This window comes from Streptomyces sp. NPDC044984, from assembly GCF_040646935.1.
Lineage (GTDB): Bacteria > Actinomycetota > Actinomycetes > Streptomycetales > Streptomycetaceae > Streptomyces.
Genome location: NZ_JBEZBE010000024.1, coordinates 44,505 through 63,315 on the forward strand (window position 1 = coordinate 44,505; position 18,811 = coordinate 63,315).

Annotated in this window: 17 protein-coding genes; 14 read left to right on the top strand and 3 right to left on the bottom strand. The window is 71.0% G+C overall.

The window, feature by feature from the left end; genetic code table 11:
- Positions 1–954: 954 nt before the first annotated feature.
- Positions 955–1,128 carry a DUF397 domain-containing protein gene (locus AB0A94_RS24830; protein WP_361747675.1) on the bottom strand — a complete coding sequence of 58 codons (174 nt, stop codon included), beginning with the start codon at positions 1,126–1,128 and terminating at the stop codon, positions 955–957.
- Positions 1,129–1,139: 11 nt separating this feature from the next.
- Positions 1,140–1,994 (bottom strand): helix-turn-helix transcriptional regulator, encoded by an 855-nt coding sequence (locus tag AB0A94_RS24835; protein WP_361747677.1) that lies wholly within the window; start codon positions 1,992–1,994, stop codon positions 1,140–1,142.
- Positions 1,995–2,219: 225 nt separating this feature from the next.
- Between AB0A94_RS24835 and AB0A94_RS24840 the strand changes: the two genes are divergently transcribed.
- From AB0A94_RS24840 to AB0A94_RS24885, 10 genes are all read left to right on the top strand, one after another.
- On the top strand, positions 2,220–2,690 hold the full coding sequence (locus AB0A94_RS24840) for an ATP-binding protein (RefSeq protein ID WP_361747679.1): 471 nt from the start codon (positions 2,220–2,222) through the stop codon (positions 2,688–2,690).
- A 26-nt stretch (positions 2,691–2,716) separates the two neighbouring features.
- A complete protein-coding gene (locus AB0A94_RS24845; RefSeq protein WP_361747681.1) occupies positions 2,717–3,607 on the top strand; it encodes a hypothetical protein in 891 nt (296 codons plus the stop codon).
- Between the two features lie 186 nt (positions 3,608–3,793).
- Entirely contained in the window at positions 3,794–5,152 is a 1,359-nt protein-coding gene (locus tag AB0A94_RS24850) for a nitrate/nitrite transporter (protein WP_361747683.1), read from the top strand.
- Between the two features lie 129 nt (positions 5,153–5,281).
- Entirely contained in the window at positions 5,282–6,436 is a 1,155-nt protein-coding gene (locus AB0A94_RS24855; RefSeq protein ID WP_361747685.1) for a uroporphyrinogen-III synthase, read from the top strand.
- Positions 6,437–6,552: 116 nt separating this feature from the next.
- Entirely contained in the window at positions 6,553–7,146 is a 594-nt protein-coding gene (locus AB0A94_RS24860; RefSeq protein ID WP_361747687.1) for a CGNR zinc finger domain-containing protein, read from the top strand.
- 278 nt (positions 7,147–7,424) lie between these two features.
- Positions 7,425–8,009 carry a sigma-70 family RNA polymerase sigma factor gene (locus AB0A94_RS24865; RefSeq protein WP_004930798.1) on the top strand — a complete coding sequence of 195 codons (585 nt, stop codon included), beginning with the start codon at positions 7,425–7,427 and terminating at the stop codon, positions 8,007–8,009.
- A 65-nt stretch (positions 8,010–8,074) separates the two neighbouring features.
- A complete protein-coding gene (locus AB0A94_RS24870) occupies positions 8,075–8,836 on the top strand; it encodes a zf-HC2 domain-containing protein (protein ID WP_361747689.1) in 762 nt (253 codons plus the stop codon).
- A 60-nt stretch (positions 8,837–8,896) separates the two neighbouring features.
- Positions 8,897–11,194, top strand: coding sequence for a UvrD-helicase domain-containing protein (locus AB0A94_RS24875; protein ID WP_361747692.1), 2,298 nt, complete (start codon positions 8,897–8,899; stop codon positions 11,192–11,194).
- Between the two features lie 389 nt (positions 11,195–11,583).
- Positions 11,584–13,002: an NAD-dependent malic enzyme gene (locus AB0A94_RS24880; RefSeq protein ID WP_361747694.1), complete on the top strand. Its 1,419-nt coding sequence runs from the start codon at positions 11,584–11,586 to the stop codon at positions 13,000–13,002.
- 336 nt (positions 13,003–13,338) lie between these two features.
- Positions 13,339–13,620 (top strand): HU family DNA-binding protein, encoded by a 282-nt coding sequence (locus tag AB0A94_RS24885; RefSeq protein ID WP_004987462.1) that lies wholly within the window; start codon positions 13,339–13,341, stop codon positions 13,618–13,620.
- Positions 13,621–13,799: 179 nt separating this feature from the next.
- On the opposite strand, the gene murA is transcribed toward AB0A94_RS24885, so the two are convergent.
- On the bottom strand, positions 13,800–15,146 hold the full coding sequence (gene murA / locus AB0A94_RS24890) for a UDP-N-acetylglucosamine 1-carboxyvinyltransferase (protein ID WP_361747696.1): 1,347 nt from the start codon (positions 15,144–15,146) through the stop codon (positions 13,800–13,802).
- A 254-nt stretch (positions 15,147–15,400) separates the two neighbouring features.
- On the opposite strand from murA, the gene AB0A94_RS24895 reads away from it, so the two are divergent.
- The 4 genes from AB0A94_RS24895 to AB0A94_RS24910 all read left to right on the top strand — a co-directional run bounded on the left by AB0A94_RS24895 (position 15,401) and on the right by AB0A94_RS24910 (position 18,789).
- The gene (locus tag AB0A94_RS24895; protein WP_361747698.1) at positions 15,401–15,973 is read left to right on the top strand and encodes a YqgE/AlgH family protein; all 573 of its coding nucleotides are present in this window, start codon (positions 15,401–15,403) and stop codon (positions 15,971–15,973) included.
- A gap of 30 nt (positions 15,974–16,003) precedes the next feature.
- Positions 16,004–16,285, top strand: a complete 282-nt coding sequence (locus AB0A94_RS24900; RefSeq protein ID WP_073931595.1) for a DUF3039 domain-containing protein — start codon at positions 16,004–16,006, stop codon at positions 16,283–16,285.
- Between the two features lie 225 nt (positions 16,286–16,510).
- On the top strand, positions 16,511–17,803 hold the full coding sequence (locus AB0A94_RS24905; RefSeq protein ID WP_361747700.1) for an extracellular solute-binding protein: 1,293 nt from the start codon (positions 16,511–16,513) through the stop codon (positions 17,801–17,803).
- On the top strand, positions 17,800–18,789 hold the full coding sequence (locus AB0A94_RS24910; protein WP_361747702.1) for a sugar ABC transporter permease: 990 nt from the start codon (positions 17,800–17,802) through the stop codon (positions 18,787–18,789). Before AB0A94_RS24905 ends, AB0A94_RS24910 begins: the two co-directional genes overlap by 4 nt.
- Positions 18,790–18,811 lie beyond the last annotated feature (22 nt).

The following is an 18,811-nucleotide window of genomic DNA, read 5'->3' on the forward strand; positions in this document are numbered from 1 at the left end:
CCGGCCCGCTCCAGCACGGGGGAGAAGCGAGCGAGCGGCCCGGAGGAACGGGTGGCCGACCTGTGCCGGTCCCTTCGGTCGGCCGGCCAGTCACCCGGCGTGCGGGATGCGTGCTCGCGCCTCGCCTGCACGCCGGGTGGGTTCGACGGCTTGAGGTGAGTGGGCGGTGCGGGGTGGGGGTCGCATCGGGTGCGGTGGCGGCACGCCGGGCCGACTCAGCGGCCGACGGCGGGTGGGTGACGGCGGGTGGGTGACAGGGGCGCCTGGTGCTCCGCCGGGCGGTGTGGGGGATCGTGGCGTCGGAATCCGTGGGTGGGACGGTCGGTTCTGCCGGGTCGGGTGTCCGGCCCGGCTCCACGGGACACTTCGCGGCCCGCCGCTTTCCTGGACGGTCGCCACGACCCTCGTGCCGGGAAGCGAACGACTCGGCCGTTTGCGCCACGTCGTGGGACGTGGCCCTTCGTCGCACGGCCGGGAGGCATGTGTCGTTTTGAAAAGGGGGAGCATCTCGGCCTGTGGTGTTCACGCTCCGCTCATCTGAGTGCGCGAGTTGCATTCGTCAGTCGGATGCTCACTCTTTTCGGCAAGGTGAGGGGGCGTGAGCCCTCGGGAAATCGTGTCCCGCCGGATGACGCAGCCGGTCACATACGTCGAATGTACGGGTCACCGCCGCGGTTCAGAGGCCGCAGACAGTGCTGACGGCAGGTCGGCCGCCCGCAATGCCGGCGGCGCTCCCCCCGCCGGCCTCGCAGCCGACGGTGGATCGCAGGTGTGTCCGGCCACCCGTTCTTCCGGCCGCTCGCTCGCTTCTCCCCCGTGCTGGAGCGAGCCGCGTCAAGGGTGGGCCGGAGGCCCATCGCCGAAGGCGACGCGGAGTGGAGCGCAGCGGAACGCAGCGCCCTTGACGCGGCTCGCGGAAGCACGACACTGGCGAAGAAGCGAGTGGCTCGACGGTCACTTGGTGATGTGCGTGAGGAAGACGTCCCACGTGGCGGGGGAGAGGCCGAGTTGAGGGCCGGACGTGTCCTTCGAGTCGCGTACGAGGACGGCGGCAGGGGTGGTGGCTATTTCCACGCAGTTCGAACTGTCGCCGCTGTGGGACGACTTGCGCCAGCGGATGGTCTGCACGGTGTTCCTTCTCAGGCTTTCCGGATGAGGTCGTGGATGAAGTCGCGAGACGCGGCGGGACCGAGTGCGCAGGACGTCATGTGGTCCAGTACGGCTCGGTACTTGGTCAACTGTGCCTCCGCGTCGAGGAATCCGCAGCCCTCGTGGTGCGTGTCCAGTTGGACCGTGTCGAGCTGCGGCACAGCACCCGCGAGATAGTCGAAGGACTGGCCGGTGCTCGGGAAGTAGGCCGTGCCGAACGGGATCACTCGGATGGTGACGTGGGGCATCTCGCCCATCTCGAGCAGGTGTGTGAGCTGGCCGCGAGTCACGGAAGGGCCGCCGAAGCCCATACGGAGGGCCGACTCGTGAATGATCGCCGAGTAGGAGGGCGGATCCTCTCGATGCAGGATGCCCTGCCGTTTGATGCGGTAGGTGAGGCGGTGCTCCATCTCGTACTGACGCAGGGGCGGCACCACGGTCCGGAAGAGGGCGCGGGCGTGATCGGTGGTCTGCAACAGCGCCGGGATGTGGATCACCAGGGCGACGCGTAGTGCGGTCGTGTGGTGTTCCAGCTCCGCCAGGTCGACCAGTGCGGCGGGCAGGTGTTCGCGGTACTCGTCCCACCAGCCCCGGCGGCGGCGCCCGGTCATGGCGGCCAGCGCGTCGACCAGAGCCTTGTCGGAGCACTCGTAGGCGGACGCCATCCCGCGTACGAGGTCGGCGCTCACCGGGCTGCGACCGGTCTCGATCATGCTCACGCGCCCTTGGTTGACGCCCAGGTGCTCGGCGGCCCGGGTCACCGTGAATCCCGCCTTCTCCCGGAGTTTGCGCAGCTCGGCGCCCAGTCTCCGTTGCCGCAGCGTCGGATTGTTCGTGGGCGGCACAGTGTGTCCTTCCTGGCCGCGAAGCGGCTCTCATGTCCCTCACACGAGCTAATCGGAGATGAACCTCCCATGATTGGGAGATTTATCTTCCATCTCGGCTCTGCGGTAGCGATATCGCTCATCCGCCGCGCTCGTAAGCCGGAAGCGCACCGACCGAGGCACTGCCACCGCCCGGCGCGGCCGTGCGTGCGAAACCCGTGTCCCCTCCAACTCCCGGAGACGACCATGGTCACCGTAGCCCCGCCCCACCCCTGGACGTACGCCCTTCGCCTCCCTCGTGACCCCCGCGCCGTACGCGTCGCACGCATGACGGTGCGGGCCGCGCTCGACGGGCACGGCAGGCAGGACGCCGTCGACGTCGTGGAGTTGCTGACGTCGGAGTTGGTCACCAACACCTACCTGCACACCGAGGGGCCCGCCTCCCTGCGGCTCACGGGCCTGAGCGGCGGTCGGCTGCGGGTCGGGGTGTGGGACAGCGACCCGTACATCCCCGCCCCGTTCGGCGGGGCCGGCGGCGACTCCGTCCCGCTCGCCCCGGCCGACGCCGGCTCCGGGCGCGGGCTGCGTCTCGTCCAGGAGTACGCCGACTCCTGGGGAGGGTGGACCCTCGGCGACGGTGCGCCGGGGCGAGGGGCCGGAAAGCTTCTGTGGTTCGAAGTGGGCGGGCGTGCCACACTGCCCCTGTTGCGGAAGTGAACAGAGTGGCCAGGGGGCGAGGGACGATGAGCAAGCGGCAGACGCGGAAGATGCTGCAACTGATGGCGAGCGGGGAGCCGGTCGAACTCACCAGCGCGATGGCGTCCGTGAAGAAGCTCGCCGGACTCGCCTTCGTCGCCCAGCAGTTCGGCTACGAGTACGCGGACGTGCGGCAGGGCGGCGGGAACAACAGCCAGCTGAAGATGCTGATCGTGCCCGATCACAGTCCGCAGGCCCGCGCCCGCGCCGCGCAGAACTGGGCGCAGTACCCGAACGCCGGCGATGGCGTGTCGGTGCCGCCGCTCGTGCCGGACGCCTTCGAACTCCTCAAGGCCCGCATCAACTTCGACCTCACCGGAAAGAGCGCCGAGAAGCGGATGGGGTACGGCGCCCTCGGTGTCTCCATCGGCTGCGTGATCCTGGCCTACCGGCTCGGCGGCACGTCCTCCGACTTCGTCATCTCGGCCGTGATCTGGCTGGCCCTCATGGCCGTCTTCGGTATCGGCCTCGTCGTCACCCGCAAGCGCAACGCCAAGTTCGCGGCCCGGCTGCAGGCGGCCGGCTTCGCCCCGGTGACGGACGAGACGGGCCGGGTGCGCTACCTGCCCCCGGGCGGGCAGGCACCGGGGCACGGCAACCCCTTCGGGGGCGGCCCTTACGGAGCCCAGGGCCCGGGGGTGCCCACCCCGGCGCCCGGAATGCCGGCTCCGGCACCCGGAATGCCCGCACCCGCGTACGGTCAGCAGCCCCCGACGCCGTACGCACCGCCCCAGCCCGGATACGGACAGCTCGCCCCGTACGGTGCCCCGCCCCAGCCGCCGGTCCAGGCCCCCGGCCCCTACGCCCCGCTCCAGTCCCAGCCCCCGTACGGGTACCCCGCCCAGCAGAACCCCCACTGGCAGCCCCCGCGGCGCTGACGCGGCGCCGAACCTCACGGCGCCGCCCGTGCCCTCTGCCGGACACCTCTCACCCGGCCCCCGCCACGGGTGAGAGCAACGTTCCCCAGCGGTCACCGCCCGCCACAGCCACGAAACGACCCCTCCCTACCTTCGGGATCAGCCCCTCGCGGCACCGCCCGCGCCCCGGAGAGCAGTGGAGGCCTCATGACAGCCCGCAGCGGCCGTTGGATCCAGCAGTGGGACCCGGAGGACGAGACCTTCTGGAACCGCACCGGAGAGAAGATCGCCCGTCGCAATCTGCTCTTCTCCGTGCTGTCCGAGCACATCGGGTTCTCGATCTGGACGATGTGGTCCGTACTGGTGCTCTTCATGGGCCCCGAGTACGGGCTGACGCCCGCCGACAAGTTCCTGCTGACGTCGATGGTCACACTGGTCGGCGCCGTGGTCCGGGTGCCGTACACCTTCGCCGTCGCCGTCTTCGGCGGGCGGAACTGGACGGTGATCAGCGCGGGGCTGCTGCTCGTGCCCACCGTCGCCGCGTTCGCCGTGATGGAGCCGGGGACGTCCTTCTCCACGTTCCTGCTGGTCGGCCTGCTGGCCGGGATCGGCGGCGGCAACTTCGCCTCCTCCATGACCAACATCAACGCCTTCTTCCCGCTGCGGAAGAAGGGCTGGGCGCTCGGCCTGAACGCCGGCGGTGGCAACATCGGCGTCCCGGTGATCCAGCTCGCCGCCCTCGCGATCATCGGCGCGAGCGGCGGACCGCGCGTGCTGCTCGGCATCTACATCCCGCTGATCGTCGTCGCCGCCGTGCTCGCCGCGCTCTACATGGACAACCTCGCCTCGGTGAAGAACGACACCGGTGCCGCCAAGGACGCCGCGCGGGACGCGCACACCTGGATCATGGCGTTCCTCTACATCGGCACCTTCGGCTCGTTCATCGGCTACAGCTTCGCCTTCGGGCAGGTGCTGCAGAACCAGTTCGACCGCACGCCGCTCGAGGCCGCGTACGTCACCTTCATCGGCCCGCTGCTCGGATCGCTGATCCGTCCGGTGGGCGGATCGCTCGCCGACCGGTACGGCGGCGCGCGGATCACGCTGTGGAACTTCGTCGCCATGGGCGCGGCGACGGCGGTGCTGATCGTCGCCTCCATGCAGAAGTCGCTGGTGCTGTTCACCGTCGCCTTCGTGGTGCTGTTCGTGCTGACCGGCCTCGGCAACGGGTCGACGTACAAGATGATCCCCGGCATCTTCCAGGCGAAGGCCCGGGCCCTGGGGCTCGCGGGTGAGGAGGCGGCCGCGTACGGGCGGCGGCTGTCGGGGGCGTCGATGGGGCTGATCGGCGCGGTGGGCGCGCTCGGCGGGGTCGGCATCAACCTGGCCTTCCGCCAGTCCTTCCTCTCCTACGGCTCCGGCACCGGCGCGTTCGTCGCCTTCCTCGCCTGCTACGCGGTCTGCTTCGCGGTCACCTGGGCGGTATACCTCCGCCGCCCGGCGGTTCGTGCGGGTGACACGAGCCCGGCCCCGGAGGAGAAGCCACAGCTCAGCTACGCCGACGTGTGACGCGAAGTGACGTAACACTGGTGACATGAAGCCGAACCGAGCCTGTCACGGACCGTTGACAGGCTCGATCGGCAGGGAGGTGGAGCCGTACCTCCCCGCAGTACACCGACTCGAGCCGGGACGAGAGCCATGTACGACGAAGAAGAGCAGCCACCGGAGCACGGGCCCCTCGCGGGGTTCACCGTGGGGGTGACCGCGGCGCGCCGGGCCGACGAGCTGGGCGCGCTGCTGGAGCGCCGTGGAGCCGCCGTGCTGCACGCCCCGGCCCTGCGGATCGTGCCGCTCTCCGACGACAGTGAACTGCTGGCCGCCACCAAGGAGATCATCGGGCAGGCGCCGGACATCGCGGTCGCCACGACGGCGATCGGGTTCCGGGGCTGGGTGGAGGCCGCCGACGGCTGGGGGCTGGGCGAGGACCTGCTGGCGCGGCTGCGCGAGGTGCGGATCCTGGCGCGCGGGCCCAAGGTGAAGGGCGCGATCCGGGCCGCCGGGCTGACCGAGGAGTGGTCGCCGGCGTCGGAGTCCCTGGCGGAGGTGCTCGACCGGCTCCTGGAGGAGGGCGTCGACGGACTGCGGATCGCCGTACAGCTGCACGGTGAGCCGCTGCCCGGGTTCGTGGAGTCGCTGCGGGCCGGGGGAGCGGAGGTGGTGGGGGTGCCGGTGTACCGGTGGCTGCCGCCGGAGGACCTCGGTCCCGTGGACCGCCTCATCGACGGATGCGTCGCCCGGACCCTGGACGCGGTCACCTTCACCAGCGCGCCCGCCGCCGCGTCGCTGCTGTCCCGGGCGGAGGAGCGCGGACTGCTCGACGACCTGCTCGCCGCGCTCGGCCACGACGTGCTGTCCGCCTGCGTCGGCCCGGTCACCGCGCTGCCGTTGCAGGCCCGCGGCATCGACACGGTGCAGCCCGAACGCTTCCGGCTCGGCCCGCTGGTCCAGCTGCTCTGCCGGGAACTGCCCGCCCGTGCCCGGGCGTTGCCCGTCGCCGGGCACCGGGTGGAGATCCGGGGACACGCGGTCCTGGTGGACGGCGCGCTCAAACCCGTACCGCCGGCCGGGATGTCGCTGCTGCGGGCGCTGTCCCGGCGGCCCGGCTGGGTCGTCTCCCGCGCGGAGCTGCTGCGCGCCCTTCCGGGCGCGGGCCGCGACGAGCACGCGGTGGAGACCGCCATGGCCCGTCTCCGCTCCGCCCTGGGCGCCCCGAAACTGATCCAGACGGTCGTCAAGCGCGGCTACCGCCTCGCCCTGGACCCGGCGGCGGAGTCGAAGTACGGGGAGGGCTGAGCGCGGCGCCGGGGGTTCCGGGGACCGGGGCGGGAAGGCACTGTGGGAGGGAACGGTTTCCCCCGGATCGCTCACCGGCCCCCACGCGCGGGGCCAACCTAGGCGGTGGCAGGAACATGGCAATGGGTACGGTCACGGCGCCCCACGAGCTGCGGTTCGACACCGGGCGGGTCTGCCTGGACCTGCTCGCGACCACCCATCCCGTGGAACGGCTCGGCTCCGTGGAGGTGCTGCGCGCCTGGATCACCGGTTCCGGGCTCGTGCCCGCGGACACCGCGCTCGCCCACGCCGACCCCTCCTGGCTGCCGGCCTTCCGCGAACTGCGCGGGCAGCTCGTCCCGTTGGTGCGCGGCCGGCCGGCGCCCGGTGTCCGCTCGTACGACCTCGCGCTCGCCCGGGTGAACGAGCTCGCCCGCGCGGCGCCCCCGGCGCCCCGCGCGGTGCCCGGTGAGGACGGTGTGCTGGTGCGCCGCCTCGACGGTCCGCCCGGCCGCGCGGCGCTGCTCGCGGCCGTCGCGCGGGACGCGGTGAACCTGCTCACCGACCCCGTCGCACGCGGCAGCCTGCGGCAGTGCGAGGGCGACAACTGCCCGATCGTGTACCTCGACACCTCCCGGGGGCGCAGGCGGCGCTGGTGCTCCAGTGAGGTCTGCGGCAACCGGGAGCGGGTGGCCCGCCACCGCCGGCGCGCGGCACTCGCGAGGGCCTAGCCCGACTCGGGCGCCCTCCTCGCTGCTTCCGGGCGCCGGCCGCCATGAGGCGCCCGAGTGACGTCGGTTACAGACCTGTTCGGCGTTCTCGCGGTGTGATCGGCGTCACGCCCCTGTCGTCGTGTCGGGAATGTGAAGAAGCGGCGGGGGGATTGTGGGTTCATGTCCCGGTCGTCACACGACCTCGCAGAAAACCGTCACCTCTCTTTGAACACCCGCCCCCCGCCGTCCGTACCGGTTGTCGAGCGACCGACGGGGGGATCCCCCGGACACCGGAGGTGGGCGTGCGCAAGGATGCGGCCGTGGCCAATGAACGTGGAGCGAGGGCCCGACATCGCATGTCCTCACAGCCCTCGGAACCCGACGAGGAGCTGATGCGCGCGCTGTACCGCGAGCACGCCGGACCTCTGCTGGCCTACGTCCTGCGGCTGGTCGCCGGAGACCGGCAGCGCGCCGAGGACGTCGTTCAGGAAACGCTCATCCGTGCCTGGAAGAACGCCGGTCAGCTCAATCGGGCGACCGGTTCGGTACGCCCCTGGCTGGTGACGGTCGCCCGGCGCATCGTCATCGACGGCCACCGCAGCCGGCAGGCCCGGCCGCAGGAGGTCGATCCGTCGCCGCTGGAGGTCATCCCCGCGGAGGACGAGATCGACAAGGCGCTGTGGCTGATGACGCTGTCGGACGCGCTCGACGACCTGACCCCGGCTCACCGGGAGGTACTCGTCGAGACGTACTTCAAGGGGCGTACCGTCAATGAGGCGGCCCAGACACTCGGCATACCCAGCGGCACCGTCCGCTCCCGGGTGTTCTACGCCCTGCGGTCGATGAAGCTGGCTCTGGAGGAGCGGGGGGTGACGGCGTGACGAGGGTCTACGGGGGATACGGAGAGGGCGGTACGGGTATGTCTGGTCCCATGCAGGGATCACCGGTGCCGAACGAACACGAGACCGTCGGCGCCTACGCCCTCGGCATCCTCGACGACGCCGAGGCAACCGCTTTCGAGGCGCACCTCGCGACCTGCGAGTGGTGCGCCCAGCAGCTCGACGAACTCGCCGGCATGGAACCGATGCTGGCCGCGCTCGCGGACCTGCCCGGCACCGGGACGCCCGCGCTGGGCGAGTCGCTGTCCGCCAAGCCCTCCCCGCGCGTGGTGGAGAAGCTGGTCGACGAGGTGGCCGAGCGCCGCGCGAGGAAGCGCCGCCGCAACTTCTACATGGTCGCCGCCGCCGGCGCGCTGATCGTCAGCGGGCCGTTCGTGGCCGTCGCCGCCAGCGGCGGGGGCGACGAGGGCGGGGGCGGGGGCGGTGCCGGCCGGACGCTTACGGCCAATCCCGCCAAGGAGGCCTTCGACAGGAGCTCCGACAAGATCATGGCGACCGATCCCGGCACCCGGGTGACCGCGACCGTGGCCCTGGAGGAGAAGCTCTGGGGCACCGAGATCGTCACGGAGCTGAAGAACGTCAAGGGCGAGCAGAAGTGCTCGCTGATCGCCGTCGGCAAGAACGGCGAGCGCGAGACGGTCAACTCCTGGTCCGTGCCCGGCGAGGGGTACGGACTGCCGGACGCCAAGGCGGAGAAGGCCAGGCAGCCGCTGTACGTGCAGGGCGGTGCCGCCTTCCAGCCGAACGAGATCGACCACTTCCAGATCATGACCTTCGACGGCGAACTGCTCGTCGAGGTCGACGCGTAGCCTTATGGGGCCCCCTTCGCGTACGGTTGACGGCTGCCCAGCACGTCAGAAGGGGGCCCGGTGGCCGCTCAGGCTCAACAGGAAACCGCGGTCGACCCGGTTCACGACTCCGTTCGCGACCGGGAGATCCGAGTCGAACAGGAACACCTCGACCGGGTGTACCGGCGCCTCGAGGAGAAGATCCACGAGGCCGAGTTCCTCATGCGCGACGCCGCCCGGCGCGGCCAGGTCGGCACGCCCGGCGCCCTCGCCGAGCGGGACGCCCAGGTCTTCCGCGCCGGCATCCACCTCAACCGGCTGAACAACGAGTACGAGGACTTCCTCTTCGGCCGGATCGACCTGCTGCTCGGCAAGGACGGCAAGAAGGGCCCCGACGGCGCGTACACCGCCGTCGAGCCCGCCGAGGGCGCCGTACGCCCGGACAACACCGCCGACATCGCCGAGACCCTGCACATCGGCCGCATCGGCGTCCTGGACGAGGAGTACGCCCCGCTGGTCATCGACTGGCGGGCGCCGGCCGCCGCCCCCTTCTACCGTTCCACCCCGGTCGACCCCGGCCGGGTCGTGCGCCGCCGCGTCATCCGCTCCAAGGGCCGCCGGGTGCGGAGCGTCGAGGACGACCTGATGCGCCCCGAGCTGACGGCGTCCCTGGACGGCCACGAGCTGCCCGTGATCGGCGACGGCGCCCTGATGGCCGCGCTCGGCCAGGCCCGTACGCACACCATGCGGGACATCGTGGCGTCCATCCAGGCCGAGCAGGACCTGGTGATCCGCGCCCCCGCCGCCTCCGTCACGTACGTCGAGGGCGGCCCCGGCACCGGCAAGACCGCCGTCGCCCTGCACCGCGCGGCCTACCTCCTCTACCAGGACCGGCGCCGGTACGCGGGCGGCATCCTCATCGTCTCGCCGACCCCGCTCCTCGTCGCCTACACCGAGGGCGTGCTGCCCTCCCTCGGTGAGGAGGGCCAGGTCGCCATCCGCGCCATCGGCTCGCTGGTCGACGGTGCCGAGGCCACGCTGTACGACTCCCCGTCGGTGGCCCGCGCCAAGGGCTCGTACCGCATGCTGAAGGTGCTGCGGAAGGCCGCGCGCGGAGCGCTGGAGCGACACGACGCACCGCAGCGGCTGCGGGTCGTCGCCTTCGGACGGCGACTGGAACTGGAGGCGGAGGAACTGGCGGACATCCGCCGCACCGCCCTCGGCGGCACCGCCCCGGTCAACCTGCTGCGCCCCCGCGCCCGCAAGCTGCTCCTCGACGCCCTCTGGGAGCGCTCCGGCGCCGGGAACCGGCACACCGACCCGGAGCTCGCCGCCGAGCTGCGCTCCTCCTTCGACGAGGACGTCACCACCGAGGACGACTTCATCGCCTTCCTCGACGCCTGGTGGCCCGAGCTGACCCCGGCGGCCGTCCTGGACGCCATGGCCGACGAGCGGCGCCTCGGCCGCTGGGCCCGGCGGATCCTCAACCCGGGCGAGGTCCGCAAGGTCGCCCGCGCGCTGAAGCGCGGCGGCCGCTCCGTGCACGACATCGCGATGCTCGACGAGCTCCAGGCGATCCTCGGCGCCCCGGCCCGCCCCCGCAAGAAGCGCGAGCTCGACCCGCTGGACCAGCTCACCGGCCTGGAGGAGCTGATGCCGGTGCGCGAGGAGAGCCAGCGCGAGCGGGCCGAGCGGCTCGCCCAGGAGCGCGTCGAGTACGCGCACGTCATCGTCGACGAGGCCCAGGACCTCACCCCGATGCAGTGGCGCATGGTCGGCCGCCGCGGCCGGCACGCCACCTGGACGGTCGTGGGAGACCCGGCGCAGTCCTCCTGGTCCGACCCCGACGAGGCCGCCCAGGCCCGCGACGAGGCCCTCGGCACCCGCCCGCGCCGCCGCTTCGAGCTCACCGTGAACTACCGCAACCCGGCCGAGATCGCCGAACTGGCGTCGAAGGTGCTCGCGCTCGCCATGCCGGGGTCGCGGTCGCCGAGGGCGGTGCGCTCCACCGGCGTCGAGCCGCGTTTCGCCGTCGCGGAGGGCGTGCTGGGCGAGACCGTGCGCGCGGAGGCGGCCCGGCTGCTGGAGCGTGTGGACGGCACCGTCGGCGTGGTCGTCGCCATGCAGCGCCGCGAGGAGGCCCGGCGCTGGCTCGACGGGCTCGGCGACCGCGTGGTGGCGCTCGGCAGCCTGGAGGCCAAGGGCCTGGAGTACGACGCGACGATCGTCGTCTCCCCGGCGGAGATCGCCGACGAGTCCCCGGCCGGCCTGCGGGTGCTGTACGTCGCCCTGACCCGGGCCACGCAGCAGCTGACGGTGGTCTCGGCGGACCGCGACGAGCCGGACGCGGCCGGAGTGCCGGATCTGCTGAGGGACTGAGGGACTGAGGGACCGGGAGACCGGGGGCGCCCGGAAAACCGGTTGCGCCACGGGAATGGTCTTACCGGATCCGTTTGTTAGCCTTGGTGTGGCACCGGCCCGATCCAAGCCCCCGGGCCCAACCTTAGTCGCTTCGAGCGACCACTTGCCGCGAGGCGAGCATGGCGGGTCGGTGTCACTCAGGCAGCTGAGAGGCCCACATCACAGGACGTGATGTGGGCCTCTTTTCTTGCCCAAGCTTCTCCGAATGATGGAAACTTCCTTCCACGATACGGTACGTGTCGGTGAACAAAACGTCCGCAATTCGGGGCGGCTACCGCGTACTCAGGGGTAGGTGCGACGATCGGACGGCACATTCAGCGGCACGGTGAAAGCAGAGGAAGTCGGCCATGGCAACGGCGCCCAGCGTCTCCTACTCGATGACGATCCGGCTGGAGGTGCCCGCGAGCGGAACCGCCGTATCGCAGCTCACCACGGCCGTGGAGTCCTCCGGAGGCTCGGTGACCGGCCTCGACGTCACCGCGTCGGGCCACGAGAAGCTCCGTATCGACGTCACCATCGCGGCCTCCTCCACCGCCCACGCCGACGAGATCGTCGAGCAGCTGCGCGGCATCGAGGGCGTCACCCTGGGCAAGGTCTCCGACCGTACGTTCCTGATGCACCTCGGCGGCAAGATCGAGATGGCGTCGAAGCACCCCATCCGCAACCGTGACGACCTGTCCATGGTCTACACGCCCGGCGTGGCCCGCGTGTGCATGGCGATCGCGGAGAACCCCGAGGACGCCCGCCGCCTGACCATCAAGCGCAACTCCGTTGCGGTCGTGACGGACGGCTCGGCCGTGCTGGGCCTGGGCAACATCGGCCCGAAGGCCGCGCTGCCGGTGATGGAGGGCAAGGCGGCCCTGTTCAAGCGGTTCGCCGGCATCGACGCCTGGCCGATCTGCCTGGACACCCAGGACACCGACGCGATCGTCGAGATCGTCAAGGCCATCGCCCCGGGCTTCGCCGGCATCAACCTGGAGGACATCTCCGCCCCCCGCTGCTTCGAGATCGAGGCGCGGCTGCGCGAGGCCCTGGACATCCCCGTCTTCCACGACGACCAGCACGGCACCGCGATCGTCGTCCTCGCCGCCCTGACCAACGCCCTGCGGGTCACCGGCAGGGCGATCGAGAACATCCGCGTCGTGATGTCCGGCGCCGGCGCCGCCGGTACGGCCATCCTGAAGCTGCTGCTCGCCGCCGGGGTGAAGAACGCCGTGGTGGCCGACATCCACGGCGTCGTGCACACCGGCCGCGCCGACCTCGTGGACGCCGCCCCCGGCTCCGCCCTGCGCTGGATCGCCGACAACACCAACCCCGAGAACCTCACCGGCACCCTGAAGGAGGCGGTGCGCGGCGCGGACGTCTTCATCGGCGTCTCCGCCCCGAACGTCCTCGACGGCGACGACGTGTCCGCGATGGCCGAGGGCGCCATCGTGTTCGCGCTCGCGAATCCCGATCCCGAGGTGGACCCGGCAATCGCCCGTCAGACGGCGGCCGTTGTGGCCACCGGCCGCTCCGACTTCCCCAACCAGATCAACAACGTGCTGGTGTTCCCGGGCGTCTTCCGCGGCCTGCTCGACGCCCAGTCCCGCACCGTCAACACCGAGATGATGCTGGCCGCCGCCAAGGCCCTCGCCGACGTGGTCACCGAGGACGAGCTGAACCCGAACTACATCATCCCCAGCGTCTTCAACGACAAGGTCGCCGGTGCCGTCGCCGGCGCGGTGCGCGAGGCGGCGAAGGCGGCGGGGGCGTCGGTCTCCTAGGGGGACCCGGACGCCGAGCGGGCTGTGAGGATCGCCACGGCCGGTTGGAACCGGCGCGTCGGGGCACCCGGAAATCCTGGTCGCCCTCTATGGTGGCGGCCGGGCTGTGGCGCTCTTCGTGTGACTCCCCGGGGTGTTCTCACGACTCCTGCGGGTGCCGGATTGGCATTACCGCCGCAGGTAGAGGCAGGATGCGTCCCTGGGCGCGAGGGTCTGACGAGGGACCCGGGTCCGGGGACCCACCGAGGAACCTGGCAGCATCGGCTTGGCCGTGCCCGACATGCGGCTCCGCCGCGTGGCACGCCTCAACGGCAAGAAGAACACGGGAGTAACAACATGAACCGCAGTGAGCTGGTGGCCGCGCTGGCCGACCGCGCCGAGGTGACCCGCAAGGACGCCGACGCCGTGCTGGCCGCGTTCGCCGAGGTCGTCGGCGACATCGTCTCCAAGGGCGACGAGAAGGTCACCGTCCCCGGTTTCCTGACCTTCGAGCGCACCCACCGGGCCGCGCGCACCGCGCGCAACCCGCAGACCGGAGAGCCGATCCAGATTCCGGCGGGCTACAGCGTGAAGGTTTCGGCGGGCTCGAAGCTCAAGGAAGCCGCCAAGGGCAAGTGACCTTGCCTTTTTGAGAGAGTTGTGGGCGACTGCGGGCCGGTCGCGGCTGGTCGCGCTCGCGCGGCGGAGCCGCACGTGTCCGCAGCCCCGCGCCCCTTCGGGGCGCCTCCACTCACGCCGATGGGGCGGTCACCCGGATCCGGGTGACCGCCCCATCGACGTATGTGCGGAGGCTGCTGTCAGCCGAGGGCCTTGCCCGGGAGTTCGACCTTCGCGCCCAGTTCCACGAGCTTCTCCATGAAGTTCTCGTAGCCGCGGTTGATCAGGCCGATGCCGTGGACGCGGGAGGTGCCCTGGGCGGCGAGGGCGGCGATGAGGTAGGAGAAGCCACCGCGCAGGTCGGGGATGACGAGATCCGCGCCCTGGAGCTTCGTCGGGCCCGAGACGACCGCGGAGTGGAGGAAGTTGCGCTGGCCGAAGCGGCAGTCGGAGCCGCCCAGGCACTCGCGGTACAGCTGGATGTGCGCGCCCATCTGGTTGAGCGCGGAGGTGAAGCCGAGCCGGGACTCGTAGACCGTCTCGTGGACGATGGACAGGCCCGTCGCCTGGGTCAGGGCGACCACCAGCGGCTGCTGCCAGTCCGTCTGGAAGCCCGGGTGCACGTCCGTCTCCAGCGCGATGGACTTCAGCTGCCCACCGGGGTGCCAGAAGCGGATGCCCTCGTCGTCGATCTCGAAGGCGCCGCCGACCTTCCGGTAGGTGTTCAGGAACGTCATCATCGAGCGCTGCTGGGCGCCGCGGACGTAGATGTTGCCCTCGGTCGCCAGCGCGGCGGACGCCCAGGAGGCGGCCTCCAGGCGGTCGGGCAGGGCGCGGTGGGTGTAGCCGCCGAGCTTGTCCACACCGGTGATGCGGATGGTCCGGTCGATGTCCATCGCGATGATCGCGCCCATCTTCTGCAGGACGCAGATCAGGTCCTCGATCTCCGGCTCCACCGCCGCGTTGGACAGGACGGTGACGCCCTCCGCGAGGACCGCCGTCAGCAGCACCTGCTCGGTCGCGCCGACCGAGGGGTACGGCAGCCGGATCTTGGTGCCGCGCAGCCGCTGCGGGGCCTCCAGGTACTGGCCGTCCGCCCGCTTCTCGATGGTCGCGCCGAACTGCCGCAGCACGTCGAAGTGGAAGTCGATGGGCCGGCCGCCGATGTCGCAGCCGCCGAGTCCCGGGATGAACGCGTGCCCGAGCCGGTGCAGCAGCGGGCCGCAGAACAGGATCGGGATCCGCGAGGACCCGGCGTGGGCATCGATGTCAGCGACGTTGGCGCTCTCCACACGCGTGGGGTCGAGCACCAGTTCGCCGGGCTCCTCGCCCGGACGGACCGTCACGCCGTGCAGCTGCAGCAGACCCCGTACGACCCGGACGTCACGGATGTCCGGGACGTTGCCCAGACGGCTCGGTGCGCTGCCCAGCAGCGCGGCGACCATGGCCTTCGGTACGAGGTTCTTCGCACCGCGGACACGGATCTCGCCCTCCAGCGGGGTTCCGCCGTGGACAAGCAGTACGTCATCGACGTCGTTGACGGTCATGAATCTCGCGTTCCGTGGGGAGTGGGGCAGGGGCCAGAAGGGAAAGGGTAGTCGCCCCCGGCCCCCCTTCCGTAAGCCCGAGGAGGGCCCCGGAACGTCATGGGTCTGTCACAACACGAAGGGTTCGGTGTCGGGCACACGGGGTCACCGTCCCCGTCGTGCGCCGTGCATGCTCCAGTCCGCCCTGAGCTGCGTTCACTCCCGTACCCCCGTTGCCTCCCCACGCGGGAGCGAGATGCGGGATCATGTCTGGCATGACCGAGGTGTCCTCGCTCACAGGGCGGCTGCTCGTGGCCACTCCCGCCCTGGCGGACCCGAACTTCGACCGCGCGGTGGTGCTCCTCCTCGACCACGACGAGGAGGGCTCCCTCGGTGTCGTCCTCAATCGCCCGACGCCGGTGGACGTGGGCGACATCCTGGAGGGCTGGGCGGACCTGGCCGGCGAGCCGGGTGTCGTCTTCCAGGGCGGTCCGGTGTCGCTGGACTCGGCCCTCGGCGTCGCCGTCGTCCCCGGCGGGACGGGTGGGGAGGCCGCGCCGCCGGGCTGGCGCCGGGTGCACGGTGCGATCGGGCTGGTCGACCTGGAGGCCCCGCCGGAGCTGCTCGCCTCCGTCCTCGGCTCGCTGCGCATCTTCGCCGGATACGCCGGCTGGGGCCCCGGACAGCTGGAGGACGAGCTGGTGGACGGCGCCTGGTACGTCGTGGAGTCGGAGCCCGGCGACGTCTCCTCCCCGTCCCCGGAGCGGCTCTGGCGCGAGGTGCTGCGCCGCCAGCGCAACGAGCTGGCGATGGTGGCCACGTATCCGGACGACCCGTCGCTCAACTGATGCGTGTGAGCTTCAGTACCCTTGGCTGTTATGAGCACTCTTGAGCCCGAGCGCGGGACTGGTACGGGGACCCTCGTCGAGCCGACGCCGCAGACCTCCCACGGCGACGGTGACCACGAGCGCTTCGCCCACTACGTCCAGAAGGACAAGATCATGGCGAGCGCCCTCGACGGCACCCCCGTCGTGGCGCTGTGCGGCAAGGTGTGGGTGCCCGGCCGCGACCCGAAGAAGTACCCGGTGTGCCCCATGTGCAAGGAGATCTACGAGTCCATGGGCGCCGGCGGCGACGACAAGGGCAAGGGCGACAAGTAGTCCGTCCCCTCCCTCCGTCGGTCCGGTCTCCTCGAGGCCCCCGGGGTGCGTTTCGCGCGCCCTGGGGGCCTTTGTGCTGTCCGCGCGTTGCGCAGGATGCGTCCGCCGGTCACAGAGTGGTGGAGACCTCTTGTGGCGTGGTTCACCCAGTCCTTAGCCTCCGGTGTGTTGTGCACAGCGAAACCGCCATTGCATATGTTGCAACGCGCTCGGAGGAGCAACTCCATGAAGCTGTCCGCCCGCCTGGTCGCCGTAGCGGCCGTCCTCGCCACCGCCGCCTGCGCGCCCCAGACCTCCGGCACCTCCTCCTCCGACAAGGACGAGAAGACCGGCACCCTCCGCGTCTGGCTCTTCCAGGAGGTCAACAACAAGCCCAAGGAACAGGTCGTCGACTCCGTCCTCGCCGCGTTCGAGAAGGCGCACGAGGGCGCCGACGTCACCGTCGAGTACATCCCCGTGGAGACCCGCGCCCAGCGCATCAAGGCCGCCTTCAACGACCCCGGGTCCGCGCCCGACCTCATCGAGTACGGCAACACCGACACCGCGGGCTACGTGAAGGACGGCGGACTCGCCGACATCACCGAGGAGTTCGGGGCCTGGGACGAGGCCGAGGACACCGACCCGACCGCCAGGCAGTCGGTCACCGTCGACGGCAAGGTCTACGGGGTCCCGTACTTCGTCGGCGTCCGCGCGCTCTACTACCGCACGGACGTCTTCGACGAACTCGGCCTCGACGTCCCGAGGACCCAGGCCGAGCTGATCTCCACCGCGAAGGAGATCCGCACCGCGAGACCGGAGATGTACGGCATCGCGGTCGGCGGCGCCTACACCTACGGCGCGATGCCCTTCATCTGGGCCCACGGCGGCGAACTCGCCACCGGCGAGGAGGGCTCGTACGCCTCCGCCATCGACAGCGCCGACTCCCGCAAGGGCATCGAGGCGTACACCTCGCTCTTCGGCGACGACAACTGCCCGGCCGCCAAGTGCGCCGGGATGGGCGGCAACGACACGGTGACCGCCTTCGCCTCGGGCAAGGCGGCCATGGCGATCGGCGGCGACTTCAGCCACGCGGCCGTGGAGGCCGGGAAGGCCGGGGGCAAGTACGCCGTCGTGCCGCTGCCGGGTGTGGAGGCCGGTTCCATCGCGCCCGCGTTCGCCGGCGGGAACAACCTCGGCGTGCTCAGGTCCACCTCGCACCGCACCCTCGCCGTCGACCTGATGAAGCGGCTCGCGTCGAAGAAGGCGCAGGGCGCCCTCTTCGAGGGCATGGGCTTCCTGCCCACCTTCTCCGACGTGCGGGAGCAGGTGGCCGCGAAGGAGTCCTTCGTGAAGCCGTTCGTCGAGACGCTGGCGGCCGACACGAAGTTCGTTCCGGCTTCGCCGGCATGGGCGCGGATCGATGCGTCGGCGGTGCTGCCGACGATGTTCCAGGAGATCGTCTCCGGCAGGAAGAGCGTGGCCGCCGCCTCGGCGGACGCGGCGAAGAAGATGAACGAGGCGTTCGGGTCCGTCGGATGACGGCGCCCACCAGCTCGCGGAGCGCCGATCGTGTGCGGCTGCCGGCGGTTCGTGGTTCCTCGCGTCCACGCGGCGGTGGCCGCACGTCCGGCACGGCCCCGCGCCCCTCGGGGCGCGGTTCCGGCACACCGTGGCTCTATCTCGCGCCGGCTCTCGTCGTCCTCGGAGGGCTGCTCGCCTACCCCGTCTACCAGCTCGGGCTGATCTCGCTCTTCCACTACACCCAGGCCCAGGTCAGCGGAGGCGAGCCCACCACCTTCGAAGGGTTCGGGAACTACGCCGAGCTCTTCGGCGACGAGCAGTTCTGGCAGGTGCTGCTGGCCACCGTGGTGTTCGCGGCGGCGTGCGTGGTGTGCACGCTGGCCGTGGGGTGCGCGCTCGCCGTGCTGCTGACGCGGGTGCGGGCCGTACCGCGGCTCGCGCTGATGCTGGCCGCGCTCGGCGCGTGGGCGACCCCGGCGATCACCGGGTCCACGGTCTGGCTGTTCCTCTTCGACGCCGACTTCGGGCCGGTCAACCGGGTGCTGGGGCTCGGTGACCACGTGTGGACGTACGGGAGGTTCAGCGCCTTCTTCCTCGTCCTGCTCGAAGTGGTCTGGTGCTCCTTCCCGTTCGTGATGGTGACGGTCTACGCCGGGATCCGCGCCGTACCGTCCGAGGTGCTGGAGGCCGCGTCCCTGGACGGGGCCTCGCAGTGGCGGATCTGGCGCTCGGTGCTCGCGCCGATGCTCCGGCCGATCCTGGTGGTGGTCACCATCCAGTCGGTCATCTGGGACTTCAAGGTCTTCACCCAGATCTACGTCATGACGGGCGGCGGCGGCATCGCCGGCCAGAACCTGGTCCTGAACGTCTACGCCTACCAGCAGGCGTTCGCGTCCTCGCAGTACAGCCTCGGCGCGGCGATCGGTGTGGTGATGCTGCTGATCCTCCTCGCCGTGACGCTGGTGTACCTGCGATTGTTGCGCCGCCAGGGGGAGGAACTGTGAGCCTTGTGAGCCAGGACGGGAA